This is a genomic window from Blastococcus atacamensis (assembly GCF_002938425.1).
Taxonomy (GTDB): Bacteria; Actinomycetota; Actinomycetes; order Mycobacteriales; family Geodermatophilaceae; genus Blastococcus; species Blastococcus atacamensis.
Genome location: NZ_POQU01000002.1, coordinates 107,350 through 122,095, shown reverse-complemented (window position 1 = coordinate 122,095; position 14,746 = coordinate 107,350). Strand labels below are relative to the sequence as shown.

At 73.7% G+C, this 14,746-nt stretch carries 17 protein-coding genes; 8 read left to right on the top strand and 9 right to left on the bottom strand.

What is annotated here, in order from left to right:
- The 3 genes from C5508_RS01265 to C5508_RS01255 all read right to left on the bottom strand — a co-directional run.
- Positions 1 to 217 (bottom strand): DUF1707 SHOCT-like domain-containing protein (locus tag C5508_RS01265; RefSeq protein WP_198597766.1); only part of this gene is annotated, 217 nt, incomplete at its 3' end.
- A gap of 27 nt (positions 218 to 244) precedes the next feature.
- Positions 245 to 1,450, bottom strand: coding sequence for a pre-mycofactocin synthase MftD (gene mftD, locus C5508_RS01260; protein WP_104522811.1), 1,206 nt, complete (start codon positions 1,448 to 1,450; stop codon positions 245 to 247).
- Positions 1,451 to 1,542: 92 nt separating this feature from the next.
- Positions 1,543 to 2,130, bottom strand: a complete 588-nt coding sequence (locus C5508_RS01255; protein ID WP_104522809.1) for an acyl-CoA-like ligand-binding transcription factor — start codon at positions 2,128 to 2,130, stop codon at positions 1,543 to 1,545.
- Positions 2,131 to 2,258: 128 nt separating this feature from the next.
- Here C5508_RS01255 and mftA point away from each other — a divergent pair, with 128 nt between their 5' ends.
- The 4 genes from mftA to C5508_RS01235 all read left to right on the top strand — a co-directional run bounded on the left by mftA (position 2,259) and on the right by C5508_RS01235 (position 5,908).
- On the top strand, positions 2,259 to 2,378 hold the full coding sequence (gene mftA / locus C5508_RS01250) for a mycofactocin precursor MftA (RefSeq protein ID WP_104522807.1): 120 nt from the start codon (positions 2,259 to 2,261) through the stop codon (positions 2,376 to 2,378).
- A gap of 46 nt (positions 2,379 to 2,424) precedes the next feature.
- Entirely contained in the window at positions 2,425 to 2,760 is a 336-nt protein-coding gene (gene mftB, locus C5508_RS01245; protein WP_232796836.1) for a mycofactocin biosynthesis chaperone MftB, read from the top strand.
- Positions 2,757 to 4,007, top strand: a complete 1,251-nt coding sequence (mftC, locus tag C5508_RS01240; RefSeq protein WP_104522803.1) for a mycofactocin radical SAM maturase — start codon at positions 2,757 to 2,759, stop codon at positions 4,005 to 4,007. The genes mftB and mftC overlap by 4 nt, the downstream gene beginning before the upstream one ends.
- 77 nt (positions 4,008 to 4,084) lie before the next feature.
- Positions 4,085 to 5,908 (top strand): putative bifunctional diguanylate cyclase/phosphodiesterase, encoded by a 1,824-nt coding sequence (locus tag C5508_RS01235; protein WP_104522835.1) that lies wholly within the window; start codon positions 4,085 to 4,087, stop codon positions 5,906 to 5,908.
- On the opposite strand, the gene C5508_RS01230 is transcribed toward C5508_RS01235, so the two are convergent.
- Together C5508_RS01230 and C5508_RS01225 are read right to left on the bottom strand one after the other, a co-directional pair.
- Entirely contained in the window at positions 5,905 to 6,384 is a 480-nt protein-coding gene (locus C5508_RS01230; RefSeq protein WP_104522801.1) for a pyridoxamine 5'-phosphate oxidase family protein, read from the bottom strand. The two genes, C5508_RS01235 and C5508_RS01230, sit on opposite strands and share 4 nt — an antisense overlap.
- 39 nt (positions 6,385 to 6,423) lie before the next feature.
- Positions 6,424 to 6,786 (bottom strand): YchJ family protein, encoded by a 363-nt coding sequence (locus tag C5508_RS01225; RefSeq protein WP_104522799.1) that lies wholly within the window; start codon positions 6,784 to 6,786, stop codon positions 6,424 to 6,426.
- Between the two features lie 33 nt (positions 6,787 to 6,819).
- On the opposite strand from C5508_RS01225, the gene mftE reads away from it, so the two are divergent.
- Positions 6,820 to 7,515: a mycofactocin biosynthesis peptidyl-dipeptidase MftE gene (gene mftE, locus C5508_RS01220; protein ID WP_104522797.1), complete on the top strand. Its 696-nt coding sequence runs from the start codon at positions 6,820 to 6,822 to the stop codon at positions 7,513 to 7,515.
- 21 nt (positions 7,516 to 7,536) lie between these two features.
- Here the strand turns inward: mftE and C5508_RS01215 are convergent, their stop codons facing one another.
- The gene (locus C5508_RS01215) at positions 7,537 to 8,529 is read right to left on the bottom strand and encodes an iron-siderophore ABC transporter substrate-binding protein (protein WP_104522795.1); all 993 of its coding nucleotides are present in this window, start codon (positions 8,527 to 8,529) and stop codon (positions 7,537 to 7,539) included.
- A gap of 148 nt (positions 8,530 to 8,677) precedes the next feature.
- Here C5508_RS01215 and mftF point away from each other — a divergent pair, with 148 nt between their 5' ends.
- Positions 8,678 to 10,093: a mycofactocin biosynthesis glycosyltransferase MftF gene (gene mftF / locus C5508_RS01210; protein ID WP_104522793.1), complete on the top strand. Its 1,416-nt coding sequence runs from the start codon at positions 8,678 to 8,680 to the stop codon at positions 10,091 to 10,093.
- A gap of 184 nt (positions 10,094 to 10,277) precedes the next feature.
- Here the strand turns inward: mftF and C5508_RS01205 are convergent, their stop codons facing one another.
- Together C5508_RS01205 and C5508_RS01200 are read right to left on the bottom strand one after the other, a co-directional pair.
- A complete protein-coding gene (locus tag C5508_RS01205) occupies positions 10,278 to 10,667 on the bottom strand; it encodes a RidA family protein (RefSeq protein ID WP_104522791.1) in 390 nt (129 codons plus the stop codon).
- 19 nt (positions 10,668 to 10,686) lie between these two features.
- Positions 10,687 to 11,304 (bottom strand): bifunctional 4-hydroxy-2-oxoglutarate aldolase/2-dehydro-3-deoxy-phosphogluconate aldolase, encoded by a 618-nt coding sequence (locus C5508_RS01200; RefSeq protein WP_198597765.1) that lies wholly within the window; start codon positions 11,302 to 11,304, stop codon positions 10,687 to 10,689.
- A 118-nt stretch (positions 11,305 to 11,422) separates the two neighbouring features.
- Here C5508_RS01200 and C5508_RS01195 point away from each other — a divergent pair, with 118 nt between their 5' ends.
- Entirely contained in the window at positions 11,423 to 12,589 is a 1,167-nt protein-coding gene (locus tag C5508_RS01195; protein ID WP_104522789.1) for an ABC transporter substrate-binding protein, read from the top strand.
- Here C5508_RS01195 and C5508_RS01190 read toward each other — a convergent pair.
- Positions 12,543 to 13,733: an amidohydrolase family protein gene (locus C5508_RS01190; RefSeq protein WP_104522787.1), complete on the bottom strand. Its 1,191-nt coding sequence runs from the start codon at positions 13,731 to 13,733 to the stop codon at positions 12,543 to 12,545. The genes C5508_RS01195 and C5508_RS01190 overlap by 47 nt on opposite strands.
- 32 nt (positions 13,734 to 13,765) lie before the next feature.
- Here C5508_RS01190 and C5508_RS01185 point away from each other — a divergent pair, with 32 nt between their 5' ends.
- Entirely contained in the window at positions 13,766 to 14,743 is a 978-nt protein-coding gene (locus C5508_RS01185; protein ID WP_104522785.1) for a Gfo/Idh/MocA family protein, read from the top strand.
- The last annotated feature ends 3 nt before the right edge of the window (positions 14,744 to 14,746 follow it).

The window sequence follows — 14,746 nt, the reverse complement described above, 5'->3', positions numbered from 1 at the left end:
CCCGGCGGGGGCCGGGCGGGGGCGGGAGCGCCGGCAGGTCCGCGGTGACCCGGTCGAGGTCACCGCGGGTGCGCGCGGCCCACACCTCGCGCACTCGCTCGTCGAACTCGTGCAGATCCAGCTGGCCGGCGTCGTGCGCGCGCTGCAGCCCGGAGGCCACGGCGGAGCGCTCGGCGTCGGAGACCCGGAGGTCCTGGGCGCGCACCGGCTCGTTCACGCCGGAGATCCTGCCAGCCCGAGGGGCCTAGGACTCCTCGCCGGCGCGCGCGACGCTGGCATCGCCGAGGCGCTGCTCGAACCCCGGCGGGATCACCAGGTCGTCGCGGCACAGACCGGCCACGTCCGGACGGCCGAGGCCGACCATCGCCGAGCCCAGCCCGTCGCGCATCAGGTCGAGCACGTTCTCCACGCCGGCCTGGCCGTTGGCCGCGAGGCCCCACAGGTAGGCGCGCCCGATCATCACGGCCTTCGCGCCGAGGGCCAGAGCCTTGGCGACGTCGCCACCGCGGCGGATGCCGCCGTCCAGCAGCACCTCGATCTGGTCACCGACCGCGTCGGCGACCGCGGGCAGCGCCCGGATCGAGGCAGGCGTGCCGTCGAGGTTGTTGCCGCCGTGGTTGGAGACCGAGATGGCGCTGACCCCTGCGTCGACGGCCCGCTTGGCGTCGTCGACCCGCATGACGCCCTTGAGCATGAACGGGCCGTCCCACTGCGAACGCAGCCAGGCGACGTCCTCCCAGGTGGGCATGGGCGAGTTCATCCACATGCCGTAGGCCCCGAAGAAGGTCGGCGCGGGCTCGTCGGGGCCGGTGACCATGTTGGGCACGGTCAGGTCGGGCAGCTTCTTCGTCTTCGCGAAGTCCCAGAGCCAGCCGGGCTTCAGGGCGACCTGCGGGGCGTAGCGGCGCACTGCCTCGAGGTTGATCCGCTCCGGGATGAACGGGCTGCCCCAGTCGCGGCCGTAGGCGAACGACCAGTCCAGGGTGGCGATGAGGCCGACGGCGCCGGCGCGCCGTGCCCGCTCCATGCGGGCGAGCATCTCGTCGCGGCTGCCGACCCAGTAGACCTGGAAGAAGGTCTGCGGATTGGCGGCCACGACCTCCTCGATCGGCTTGCTGGCGAAGGAGGACAGCCCCATGCCCACCCCGCGGGCGGCCGCGGCGCGCGCGACGGCGACCTCGCCGTCGGGGTGCACGGCCTGCACGCCGGTCGGGCTGATCATCACCGGCATCGACATCTGCTGGCCCATGACGGTGACGCCCATGTTGCGCTCGTTGGCCAGACCCGCGGTGTGCGGCGCGAAGCCGAGCTCGCCGAACGCGGTGGTGTTGTCCTCCGCCGTCAGCCCACGCTCGGAGCCGGCGACCAGCGCGCCGTACACACCTTTGGGCAGCCGCCGCTTCGCGCGACGCTGCGCCTCGGCCACCGTCTCGAACCACGCGTTCGCCACTGCCGGTCTCCCGTCGTCCGCCCCGCCGGCCCGGCGGTGGCACTCAGTGCCACCCTAGCCGCCCGGAGGAGACGCACACCACAGCCGGAGGCTCAGTCCCCCAGGCCGGGGAATCCGCCGGCCAGCTCGCCGAACGCGCGGTTCAGCTGCCGCCCCAGGTCGGAGCCGTCGTCGGCCAGCCAGGCGGCGAACGCCGTGGTCGCCGCGGCGCGGGTGCTCGCCGCCACCAGCCGGGGGAGCAGGCCGGCCGGGTCCTCCCCCGTGCTGCGCGCGACGTGCTCGGCGACCACCCGGTCGATCTCGGCGTAGCGCAGCTGGGAGTGGGCCTGCAGGGCCGGCTCGGTCAGGATCAGCCGCATGCGCTGCCGCAGCACCGGCAGGTCGGCGTCCCCGTAGTCGTTCACCTCGGCGTACGCCGCACAGATCGTGGCCAGCACCGGACGGCCCGGGCCCGCCGCCCGCAGCAGTCCGTCGAGCCGGGCGACGTGCGCGCCGAAGTCGCCCCAGACGGCGTCGGCCTTGGTGGGGTAGTAGCGGAAGAAGGTCCGCCGGCTGATGCCCGCGGCGTCGGCGACCTCGTCGGCGGGCACGGAGTCGAAGCCCCGCGAGGCGAACAGCTCCAGCGCCGCCCGCTCCACCCGGGCGCGCGCGGTGTCCGCCGGGGCCGACGTCGTCGTCATGCGGTCATCCTGCCGCGTGGGCCCGGCTGCGGGATGCTTCCGGCGTACCGCCGGGTCCCTTGCTCCGTGGCACTGGGTGCCACTAGCCTCGGCCCGACCCCAGTGACCTCGCTCACCCAGGAGTGCAGATGCCCGAGCAGACCGCCCCCGTCGAGCCTCCCATCGAGGCCGCTCCCGCCGAGGAGGCCCTGGTCGAGGAGTCGCTGGTCGAAGAGGTGTCGATCGACGGCATGTGCGGCGTCTACTGAGCCGCTCGATCCGATGACCGCTCCGGCCGGGCCCGACGGAACAGCCGTGTTCGACCCCGCCCTGCCCTGGCAGAAGGCCCGGTCGGTGGCCCTCCGGCCGGAGCCGTTCGGTGCGCTCGTCTACTCCTTCAGCAACCGGAAGCTGTCCTTCCTGAAGTCGCCGATGCTCGTCACGGTCGTGACGTCGCTGGGCGAGCACCCCAGTGCCGAGGCGACGCTGGTCGCCTGCGGCGTCCCCGAGGCGCAGCGCGGTGCCTACCTGAAGGCGCTCGCCGACCTCGCCCGCTCGCAGATGATCGAGAGAAGGACCTCGTCGCCCCCCACCCCTCGCGAGCTCGCGGCGGGTCCCTGCGACGAGGCCGCCCTGGAGGCTCACCAGTGACCGCAGTCCTGCCGTCCCGTGCTGGATCGTCCACCCGCCCCGCCACCCCCGGCCGCCCCCAGGGCGGCCGGCTGATCGACCAGTTCGAGTACGGCCTCGACGCCCCGATCTGCCTCACCTGGGAGCTCACCTACGCCTGCAACCTGGCGTGCGTGCACTGCCTGTCCTCCTCGGGCCGGCGCGATCCCCGCGAGCTCTCCACCGCCGAGGCCGAGGGCGTCATCGACGAGCTCCAGCGGATGCAGGTCTTCTACGTCAACGTCGGCGGCGGCGAGCCCACGGTCCGGCCGGACTTCTGGCACCTGCTCGACTACGCGATCGGGCACGACGTCGGCGTCAAGTTCTCCACCAACGGCGTGAAGCTGGACCGGGCGCGGGCGCAGCAGCTCGCCCGCACCGACTACGTCGACGTCCAGATCTCCCTGGACGGCGCCACCGCGGAGGTCAACGACCGCGTGCGCGGCGCCGGCTCCTTCGCCACGGCCACCCGGGCGCTGGAGAACCTCGCCGAGGCGGGGATGAAGGACTTCAAGGTCTCCGTCGTCGTCACCCGGGAGAACGTCTCCCAGCTCGACGACTTCCGGGCGCTCACCGACCGCTACGGCGCCCAGCTCCGGATCACCCGCTTCCGCCCGTCGGGCCGCGGCGCCGACGTGTGGGACCAGCTGCACCCCACCCAGGCCCAGCAGCGCGAGCTGTACGCCTGGCTCCTGGCCAACGGCGACAACGTGCTCACCGGTGACTCGTTCTTCCACCTGTCGGCGTTGGGGGAGTCCCTGCCCGGCCTCAACCTGTGCGGCGCCGGCCGCGTGGTCTGCCTCATCGACCCGGTGGGCGACGTCTACGCCTGCCCGTTCGCCATCCACGAGAACTTCCTCGCCGGCAACGTCCGCGACGAGGGCGGCTTCGCCCGTGTCTGGCGGTCCAGCGAGCTCTTCGCCGACCTGCGCAACCCGCAGACCGGCGGCGCGTGCACGAAGTGCGCCCACTTCGACGCCTGCCGCGGTGGGTGCATGGCGGCGAAGTTCTTCACCGGCCTGCCGCTGGACGGCCCCGACCCCGAGTGCGTGCAGGGCTACGGGGAGACGGCGCTGGCCGCTCGCGACCTCCAGCTGGCAACACCCAAGAGCTCCATCGACCACTCGCACACCGGTCCGGTCCGCGGCCAGCCCACCCTGCTCGGCATGCCGGCCATCCCCGCCAAGCCCTGCGACGAGTCGCCGCTGGCCGGGCTAAACCTGGCCTGACCGCGTCTCCCTCTCCTGGGGGAGAGCGGCACCGAAGACTCCAGTGGCACCCGGGCGCTGCCGATGGCCTCACCGTGATGAAACGGCTGGCGGACCTGGTGAGCGGCCTCCTTCCCCGCGGGCGGCAGCTGCCGGAGAGCGTATGGCAGGGCCGGCACCGGGTCATCGTCCGGCTGGGCCTCGCGGCCGCGGTCGCCCTGGTGCTGCTGGCCTGGTTCTGGGGCTACGACCAGCCGACCGCCGTCGTCGTCCTGCTCGCGGTCGCCGGCCCCGCCGCCGTCGCCGCCATCCCCACCCTCGGCCGGGATGTGCGAGCTGCAGCGACCACCGGGAGCCTGATGGCGGCCTGCGTGGCCCTCGTGCACCTCTGGGGCGGCGTCACCGAATCGCACTTCAGCTTCTTCGTGATGATCGGCGTGGTCGCGCTCTACCAGAGCTGGATCCCGTTCGGGATCGCCCTCGTCGTCGTCACCCTGCACCACGGACTGTTCGGGACGCTCTTTCCGCACGCGGTCTTCGGACACGCCGGCGCCTTCTCGAGCCCGTGGGTGTGGGCCGGCATCCACGCCGGGTTCGTGCTGGCCGCGAGCCTGGCCCACCTCACGTTGTGGCGGCTCAACGAGGAGCAGGAGCTCAGCGACTCGCTGACCGGCCTGGCCAACCGCACCCAGCTGGAAGAGGTCACCTCGCGGGCTTTGCACCGCGGCGGACCGGTCAGCGTGCTGTTCGTCGACGTCGACGACTTCAAGGACGTCAACGACAGCCGCGGCCACGCCATCGGTGACGAGCTGCTGCGCGTGGTCGCCGAGCGGCTGCGCGACTGCGTCCGCCCCGGTGACGTCGTGGCCCGCATCGGCGGCGACGAGTTCGCCGTCGTGGTCGCGGGCAACGCGGACGTCGCCCACGCCGTCGGGGAGCGGGTGCTGGTCGCGCTGGCCCTGCCGGTGTCCGTGGACGACGGCATGGTGACGGTGCACGCCAGCGTGGGCGTCGCCGAGGCCGCCGACGACGACCGCACCGCCGGAGGGCTGCTGCGCAACGCCGACCTGGCGATGCACCTGGCCAAGGCGCAGGGCAAGAACCGCCTCGTGGGCTACGCCGACGGGATGGCCGAGGCCGCCCGGCGGCGCGCCGGCCTCCAGCAGGACCTCCTCGCCGCGGTCGCCGACGAGCAGCTGGAGCTGCACTACCAGCCCACGGTCGGGCTGACCGACGGTCGCACCACCGGGTTCGAGGCACTCGTCCGCTGGCGCCACCCGGAGCGCGGGCTGGTCCCGCCGGTCGAGTTCGTGCCGCTGGCCGAGGAGAGCGGCGCGATCGTCGAGATCGGCCGCTGGGTGCTGAACACCGCGCTGCACCAGGGCGCCGCCTGGATCCGCGAGCGGGACACCTCGCTGCGCATGGCGGTCAACCTGTCCCCGCGCCAGCTCTTCGACACCGACATCGTCGCCGACGTGGTGTCGGCGCTGACCGCCAGCGGTTTCCCGGCGGAGCTGCTCACCCTGGAGCTCACCGAGGGCGTGCTCGTCCGCGACGTCGACGCCGTCGTCGCGCAGCTGGAGGCCCTGCGGGCGCTCGGCGTGCGGATCGCCATCGACGACTTCGGCACCGGGTTCTCGAGCCTGTCCTACCTGCGCAAGCTGCCGGCCGACGTGCTCAAGATCGACCGCAGCTTCGTCAGCGACCTGCCCGGCGGGCGCTCGGCGTCCACGCTGATCGCCTCGATCGTCGAGCTGGCCCGCACCCTGGGGCTGGACGTCGTCGCCGAGGGCGTGGAGACCGACGACCAGCGGCTGGCGCTGCGCGACCTCCAGTGCGGGCAGGCGCAGGGGTACTTCTTCGCCCGCCCGCAGCCGGCCGCCGAGGCCGGCGCGGCCCTCGGCGTGGCCGTGCGCGCCTAGAGCTCGACCTTCGCGTTCTTCCCGGCGTCGATGCGCTCGCCGGTCGCCTTGGCCTTCACGAAGCTGAAGGCGGTGGCGAGCCGTCCGCCGGGGCTGCCCCAGTACTCCGCCGAGTCACCGTCGACCTTGATCAGCACGACCTCGGGGTCCTCGGGCCCGTTCGGGAACCACGCCTCGACGCCGCTGTTCCACAGCTCCTTCTTCTTCGCCACGTCGTCCACCACCACCGCGTGCCCGGTCAGCGACACCCAGGTGCCGCCCGAGCCGACGCCGACGTTCACCTGCGGCTGTGCGGCGATGTGGGCGACGGGGTGCGAACTGCGCTCGGCGTAGAACCAGAGGTCGCCGTCGAACTCGACCTCCTGCAACGTCATGGGTCGGCTGGTCAGCTTGCCGCCCGGGGCGATCGTGGTGAGGAAGGCGAAGCGCTCCGCCTTGATCAGCTCGGCGACCTTGCGCGTGTCTTCCGTCGTCATGGTCCGCCAGTGCCCGGCGACGGTGACGGCGACACCTGATCAGACGGCGTCGAGGTAGCGCCAGACGCCGTCCTCGCGCACGAACCGGCTGGTCTCGTGCTGCTCCCCGCCGCGGTACCGCGCCACGAACTCCACCGTGCCCTCGGCCTCGAGCATCCCGCCGCCGGCGGTGGCCAGGATCTCCAGACCGGTCCACCGGGGCTCCGTGTCGAGGTCGAGCGAGCGCGGCCGGGTGGTGGAGTGCCAGGTGGCCAGCAGATGAGCGGGGTCCCCGACGGCGAACGCGCTGTAGCGGGACCGCATCAGCTGTTCCGCGGTCGCCGCGGGTCGTCCGGCGTGCACCGGGCCGCAGCACTCGTCGTAGGTCAGGCCGGTGCCGCGGGGGCAGCGTCGGGGAGCCATGGGGGAAGTCTGCCGTCGTGCGAGGCTGCGGCGGTGACCTCCCTCGGCGACACCACCTGGCCGGAGATCCCCGAGCGGCCGTTGCTCGTCGTGCCGCTGGGCTCGGTCGAGCAGCACGGGCGGCACCTCCCGCTGGCCACCGACATCCGGACGGCGGAGACGGTCGCGTGGGACGCGATGCCCGCGATCGAGGGCGCGCTGCTGGCCCCGGCGATCGCCTACGGGGCGAGCGGGGAGCACGAGGGCTTCCCCGGCACGGTGTCGATCGGCACCGAGACGCTGACGACGCTGCTGGTGGAGTTCGGGCGCTCGGCCTGCCGATGGGCGGGGCGGCTGCTGGTGGTCAACGGCCACGGCGGCAACTCCTTCGCCCTGCGCGCGGCCGTGCCGCTGCTCCGCGCGGAGGGGCGCGACGTGGCGTGGTGGTCCCTGGCCGTGCCGGGAGGCGATGCGCACGCCGGCCGCACGGAGACGTCGCTGATGTTGCACGTGGAACCTGGGGTGGTCCGTCGGGGCCGGGCCGAGCCGGGAGAGACGGCACCGCTGCGGGAGCTGCTGCCCCGGATGCGCGCCGAGGGTGTGCGTGCGGTCAGCCCGAACGGGGTGCTCGGCGACCCGGCGGGGGCGTCGGCCGCGGAGGGCGGAGCGCTGGTGGCCGACCTCGCCGGGCGGCTGGTCGCGGCGGTGCGGAAGTGGCGGGTGGACCCCGCCGGGCGACTCCTGGACTGAGCGCCCGGCGGGGTCACCCGCTCAGGAGAGCGCGTCGGCGAACAGCGGGACGGCGTTGTCCAGCGCGTAGCGGATCCCCAGCGACGAGCCGCTGGAGAAGGCGTTGGTCAACGTGGTGTCCTCCAGGACGACGGCATGCCCCTCCCGGACCGCGGTCAGCCCCTGCCACAGCGGGTTGCTCGTGAACTGCGATGCCTCGACGAAGATCGGGAAGGCGACGGTCAGCTCGGCGTCGAGCAGTGAGACCTCCTCCTCGCTGACCGGCACGAAGAAGTTCTCGGTCGCCAGGTCCTGGATCGCGGCCTTGTTCTCGAAGCCGAGCTGCTCCATGAAGTCCACGCGGGCGTCACCGCGCACGTAGGCGCCGAAGCCCTCGGAGGTGAAGGCGCCGACGGCGACCTCGGTGCCCTCGAACTCGGGGTGCTCCGCGACGACGTCGGCGAAGGCCTGCTCGACCTCGGCCTGGAGCTCCTGCGCCTGGTCGCTCTTCCCCAAAGCCTGGCCGACCAGCTCGAGCTGCTGCTGCCACGTCGTCTGGTACGGGCCGACACCCTCCGGCTGGCCGATGGTCGGCGCGATCTGCCGGAGCGACTCGTAGCGGTCCTCCTGGGCGGAGGAGCGGGTGTCCAGGATCAGGTCGGGCTCGAGGGCGGCGATCGCCTCGAGGCTGGGCTCCAGCGTCTCGATGATCTCCGGCGCCTCGTCGTAGAGGTCCTCGGCCCAGGGGCCCACGCCCTCGCCGCCGAAGCCCAGCCAGTCGCTCGCACCGACCGGCTGCACGCCCAGGGCGAGCGCGGTCTCGGCATCGGACCAGCCCAGCGCCACGATCCGCTGCGGCTCCTCGTCGATGGTGACGTCCCCGAAGGCGGTGCTCACGGTCACCGGGAACGCGCCGGAGCCGGACGACGACCCCGCGTCGGCGGTCGCGTCGTCGTCACCGGCGCCGCAGCCGGTAAGGACGAGGGCGGCGGCGGCGAACGCGGCGGCGCCGCGGAGGGCGGGACGGACGGACATGGTTGCTCCTCGATCTGCTCAGGTAAGGCTCACCTAAGCATGGCGGCGCCACGCTGCCGCGGGTGGGGCGCCTCGTTAGGGTTCGCGCCGGGCGCCGCGGGTGTTCCCGGCCACCGCGAGCCGACGATCCGGAGGGGGAGCGCGAGGCATGACCGGTCCGGTCCCGGCACCGCCCGCCGCCCGGCTGCCCGACGGGTTCGCCGTCCGGCTGGATCCGCGCACCCGACGGCGCGACGGCGGGGCGACGCTGCTGGGCGGGTCGCCGCTGCGACTGCTGCGCCTCGCTCCCCGGGCCGCCGAGCTCCTGCGCGCCGACCGGCTCGAGGTCCGGGACGCGACGACGGCGGAGCTGGCCGGGCGCCTGCTCGACGCGGGCCTGGCGCATCCCGAGCTCGCCCCGGGGGCCGGTCCCCCGGTCACCGTCGTGGTCCCCGTCCGCGACCGCCCCATCGCGCTCGCCCGGCTGCTCGACGCGCTCCGGACCGACCCGGGCACCGCTGGGCTGCCGGTGGTCGTCGTGGACGACGGTTCGCGCGAGGCCGTGAGCGCGCCGCCGGGGATCCGGGTCGTCCGGCACACGTCTTCGCGAGGTCCGGCCGCCGCCCGCAACACCGGGCTGGCCGCCGCGTCGACCGAGGCTGTCGCCTTCCTCGACTCCGACTGCGTGCCGCGCCCGGGCTGGCTGGCCCCGTTGCTGCCGCACCTCGCCGATCCGCGGCTGGCGGCCGTCGCTCCCCGGATCGTGCCGCTCACCGGTGCGGCGCGCGGCTGGACGAGCCCGTACGAGGACGTCGCCGGCGCGCTCGACATGGGCGCCTCCCCCGCGGCGGTCCGCCCGTTCTCGGCGGTCTCGTACGTGCCCAGCGCCGCCCTGCTGGTGCGGCGCGCGGCCGTGGGCAGCGGCTTCGATCCGGCGATGCGGGTGGCGGAGGACGTCGACCTGGTCTGGCGGCTGACCGGCGCCGGCTGGCGGGTCCGCTACGAGCCCGCTGCCGAGGTGGCGCACGAGCACCCTGCCGCGACGGGTGACTGGGTGCGCCGCCGGGCGTTCTACGGCACGGGCGCGGCCCTGCTCGCCAAACGCCACGGCAGTGCGGTGGCGCCGCTGGTCCTCGCGCCGACGACGGCCGTGACGTGGGTCCTCGCGCTGGCCGGTGGTCCTCGCGGACGGGTGGCGGCGGCCGGGCTGCTCGGCGCGACGGCGGTGCGGCTGGCGCACCGGCTCCGGCGACCGGGAGAGCCGGTGCCCGTGGTGCTCGCGGCGGCGCTCACCGTCCGGGGGCTGGCGGCCTCCGGTCAGGGCCTGGCCCGCGCGGTCACCCGGCACCACTGGCCGCTCGCCGTCGCCGCGGCGCTGGGCTCGGCCCACGCCCGGCGGGGAGTGCTGACCGCGGCGGTGGCCGACGGGATCGTCGCCTGGTGGCCGCATCGGCATCGGGTCGGACCGGTCCGCTACGTCCTCGCCCGACGGCTGGACGACCTCGCGTACGGCAGCGGGCTCTGGCTGGGGGCGCTGCGTGCTCGCGACGCGCGCACGCTGGTGCCCGCGCGTCCGCCGGGCTGAGTCGCATCGCGGAGGAGTTCCGTCGACCAGGCGTCGACCTGTGCGCGCCGAGTGCGGGCTCACCCGCCGGTGACCACTGCTCTCCGGTGCTGCCGGTGGTTGTCGCGGGAGGCCTGGTGAGGAGCGGGGCGAAGCGGAAGCTTCCGGCTCCGCTCGTCACCAGGCCGTCGCCGGGTGACCGACGTCAGCTGCCGCCGCCGAGGACCGCGACCGCGTCGATCTCGACCTTCATACCGGGGGCCAACTGGCAGAACACCGTCGTGCGTGCGGGGTAGGGCTCGGTGAAGAACTCGCCGTACACCTGGTTCATCCCAGCGAACTCCGCGTGCTCGGTGACGTAGACGCGGACCGAGACGACATCGTCCCACGACGCCCCGCCCGCCTCGAGCACGTGCTGGAGGTTCTGCAGGGTCTGGCGGGTCTGCTCCTCGATGCCGTCACCGACCAGCTGGCCGGTGCGCACGTCGAAACCGCCCTGTCCGGCGAGGAAGAGCATCCCGTTGGCCTTCACGGCGTGTGAGTAGGAGGCAACGGGAGCCGGTGCCTTGTCGGTGAAGATGGCCTGCTTGCTCACAAGGGTCCTTTCGTACGGGTCATGTCCGTGCTGCGGTGCGTTCGCGCAGTGCTGCCAGGCGCGCGACCGCTCCGGGTTCAGTGATCGCCGAGCCGATGCCCACCCCGACGGCTCCGGCCGCGAGGTAGTCGCCGGCGTCGGCCGGGGAGACGCCCCCGACGGCGACCAGGCCGACCTCGGGGAAGGGGCCACGCAGGGCGGCCAGCCAGCCCGGGCCCAGCGGCCCCGCGGGAAACAGCTTTAGCGTCGACAGGCCCATTGTCAGGGCCCGCTGGACCTCGGTGGGTGTGGCCACGCCGGGCAGGTAGGGCAGCCGATGTTCGGCGGCGAAGGCCGCGGTGTCGTCGTCCAGCCCGGGCGCGACGAGGAAGGCGGCGCCCGCGTCACGGGCCCGCGCGGCGTCGGGCACGGTGTAGACGGTTCCCGCGCCGACGAGCGCTCCGCGAGCCGCGGCCGCGGTTGCGGCCGCTTCGAGGGCTCGCAGGCCGGCGGCTCCCTGGGACGGCACCTCCACGAGGTCGATCCCGGCGTCCCAGCAGCTCGTCGCGACGGCGACGGTGGCGTCCGGGGTCATGCCTCGCAGGATCGCGACGACCGGCATCCGCTCGAGGTGGTCGACGAAGAAGTGGTTGGTCACTTCTTTCCTCTCATCAGTGGCCAGGCCTGGCATCGGCGGTACGGGCACGATAGACAGCTAGTGCATATTTCGCCAAGGCCGTTGCAGAGGATGCAACGCGGACGGGAGTGGGTGCGGGATGGCGCTGAAGGTGTGGCTGAAGGCCGGGCACACGGTGGAGGTGATCGGCCGCGCCGTCCAGGGCTTCACCGAGTCCACAGGGATCGACGTGAATCTGCAGGTGGTGCCCGAGGGAGAGGCGCACGACCGGCTCCTGTCGGGCGACGAGCGGCCTGATGTGGTCACGGTGCCGTACTGGTACCTCGACGAGCTGGTCGACCGCGATGTGCTGCGGCCGCTCGGCGGCCGGACCGAGGCGGGCGGGATCGACTGGGACCCGTTTCCCTCCGCCGCCGTCGGAGCGTTGTCCCGCGAGGGCGTTCCCTGGGCCGTGCCGCACACGCTCACCGGCGGACTGCTCTCCTACCGCGCCGACCTGGTCGCGAGCCTGGGCGAGGATCCGCCGCGGACCACCGAGGACGTGCTCCGCCTCGCCCGCAGGCTCTCCGATCCCGAGGGGGGCATGTACGGGCTCGTGGCCCGCGGGTCGGTGGAGTTCTCCTCACTGGAGACCTACGCGGGCTGGGCATGGGCCGGTGGACACCGGCTCCTGCCGGCGTCCGGTGACCCGGAGCCGGCGTCCGTCGCGGCGGCCATTGGCGATCTGGTCGAGGCTCTGCGGGTGACGGGCCCCCCGGACCTCACGAGCCGGGATTATGCGGCGGTGGGCAACCTGGTCCAGGAGGGGCGGGCCGCGCTCCTGCTCGACACCAGCGCGTGGGGGTTCTTCCTCGAGGACCGGACCTCGTCGTCCGTGGCCGGCCGGATGGACTACGCCGTCGTGCAGGGCCCCGCCGCGCCCGTGCAGTTCCTCTACGCCGAGGGTCTGGGGATCACCCGTTGGTGCACCCGGCCCGACGAGGCGGCCGCCTTCCTCGGCTGGCGGCACTCGGAGGACGTGGTGCGGCGGGAGATCCGCGAGGTCGGGCGGTTGGACCTGCCACGCACGGACCTGGAGAACCGGGATTGGTACCGCGACGAGGTGGAGCGCCGGGGCCTCGGGGACTACCTGGCCGCCGTCCGCCGGTCGTGGGCCGCTGCGGACCCCGCGCACGTGCCCACCCGGACCGATTTCGTGCCACAGGCCCGCCAAGTCATGGGGGCGGTGGCCGCGGTTCTCGACGGACGGGCAGACGATCTCACGACTGCGCTGCGAGCCCAGCCGTCAGCAGGCGGCCACGGGTGATGACTCCCTGCGGATTCGAGAGATGACCCAGATCCTGCGTGGGGTCGCCGCGAAGCACCAGGACGTCGGCGCGTCGGCCGGGACGGAGCCAGCCGGCGGGCTCGTGCAGCAGACGCGCCCCCTCGACGGTCATCGCACGCAGCACCTCGGTCGTGGTCAGTCCCGACCGGTGCAGGTGCAGGGCCTGCTCCTGCATGCCGCCGCCGTGCGGATTGAACGTGGTCCCCGCGTCCGTCCCCACCGCCAGCCGACAGCCGGACGAGACCGCCCGGTGCAGGGAGCTCTCCTCTGCCGGAGCGTGCGCCAGGATCTTCGCCAGGGTCTCGGGAGTGGCCCGTCCCCGGTCCTCGGCGTGGACGAAGCGTGCCGTCGCGACCAGCGTGGAGACCAGCCAGCTTCCCGCCGTCCGGGCCACCGCCATCGCCTCCTCGTCGAGGTAGGAGAAGTGCTCCACCGAGTCGACCCCGGCGTGCAGCGCGGCCAGGATGCCCTCGGTGCCATGGGCGTGCGCGGCCACCCGGAGGCCGTGCCGATGAGCCTCGTGGACGGCGGCGGCGAGCTCCGCGGGCGTCATCTGCGGTGCCCCCGGGGTCGTGCCGGCCGTGATCACGCCGCCGGTGGCGAAGAGCTTGACCGCTCGCGCCCCGCCGGCAGCTACGGCACGGACGGCGGCCGCGTACTCGGCCGGCCCTTCGGCGTGGCGGGCCAGGAAGTGGCCGTGCCCGGTCGGCGTGCTGATGGCTCCGGCCGCCACGACCACCGGCGAGACCGCGGCGCCGGCGGACAGCTCCCCCGCCATTCCGACGACGGCGTCGTGCGGGGATCCGAGGTCGCGCACCGTGGTGACGCCGGATTCGACCTGCGCCCGGGCGTTGCGCAGCACCGCCGCACCGACCCCGTCGGGCGTCAGCCCGGACAGTTCTGCCACCACGTCGGCGCTGCCGGACATGGCCAGGTGGACGTGGCAGTCCACCAGACCCGGGGCCAGCACGCCGGGAACGCGATCCAGCCCCGCCGGTCCGCGACCCTGTCCGACGTCGGTGATCAGGCCGTCGGAGAAGGTCATCCACACGTCATCGAGCCGGCGCAGTTCCGGTCCGACCAGGGCGGCGTTGGCGTGGACGCCGCGGATCGTCTTGAGCATGTCATCTCCAGCATCGAGGAAGGGCACCGAGCATGTCGTCGGCAGTGAGGATCGGGATCGTGGGCGTGGGGGACTTCGGTCGGCGGCACGCGGCCGTCGCCGCCGCTCTGCCCGAGGTGCAGCTGGTGGCCGTCGCCGACCGGGACCGGGGGCGCGCCCTCACGGTGGCTCAGGAGCTCGGCTGCGCGGCCGTGGGAGGCATCGAGGAGCTCCTTGCCGAACGGGCGGTGGACGCCGTCGTCATCGCCACCCCGCAGCACCGCCACCTCGCCGACGTACGGGCCGCGGTCGAGGCCGGAGTCCCGGCTCTGGTGGAGAAGCCCGTGGTGAGCGCTGGAGAGGAGGCGCAGCGGCTGCGGGAGCTGGTCGCCGGCAGCGGGGTGCTGGTGGTGCCTGCCCATGTCAGCCGGTTCCTCCCGGGTGTCGCGCAGCTGCGCGAGCGGCTCGCGATCGAGCCGGCGGTCGCGGTACGCGCGGTCCGGGTGGTGCCGGTCGAGCGGCTGGACATGCACGGTGGGGAGCATCCGGCGCTGGTGGCGATGGTCCACGACCTGGACCTGGTGCGCGCCGTGCTGCCCCCGGACGCGGAGCTGGTCGACGTCTCCTCGGTCCAGTCCTGGACCGAACCGCGACGGCCGCACCCGCAGGTGGTCATGGCGCAGTTGACGTTCAGCGACGGTTCGCTGGCCTCCGTGGAGAACCGATGGACGCTGCCGCATGCCCGGCAGTACATCGATGCCCGCATGGAGGTCACGACCCGGCGCTGGACGGCGCACCTGCAGACCCCCTCGGGCGGGCTGCGCATCGCGACGGGGGCGGGGGATCTGCTGCCTGACACCGATCTCGAGGCCACCGTCGCGGGCCTCCCCGTGGGTGCCCTGGCCACCCAGCTCCGGCATTTCGCCGCCTGTGTCAGCGCGGGCAGGCGCTCGGAGGTCGTCGACCTCGAGGACGGGCTCTGGTCGGTCGAGGTGGCCGCTCGCATCGCGGCGCAGCAACCGCAGCGCTGAGTC